Genomic DNA, 226 nt, shown 5'->3' on the forward strand with positions numbered 1-226 from the left:
GTGGTGTCGCCGTGCGGGTTGCGGAAGGTGTTGACGCCGATGATGGGCAGCTCGCCGGTGTGCTTGAGCATCTCGTAGTGCATGCTCTCGTCCTGGATCTTGCCGCGCTGGTAGCCGGTCTCCATGGCGCCCAGCACGCCGCCACGCTCGGCGATGCGCTCGAACTCGGCCAGCACCGCCTCCTCCACCAGCTCGGTCAGCTCCTCGATGATGAAGGCGCCCTGGT

The 226-nt window shown here is 66.8% G+C and carries 1 protein-coding gene; it reads right to left on the reverse strand.

Annotation, left to right across the window (positions count from 1 at the left end):
• A partial coding sequence (locus AAHB17_RS24695) for a methylmalonyl-CoA mutase family protein (RefSeq protein ID WP_342133708.1) occupies positions 1-226 on the reverse strand: 226 nt, incomplete at both ends.

The sequence above is a fragment of the Hydrogenophaga sp. OTU3427 genome (assembly GCF_038440225.1).
Taxonomy (GTDB): Bacteria; Pseudomonadota; Gammaproteobacteria; order Burkholderiales; family Burkholderiaceae_C; genus Hydrogenophaga.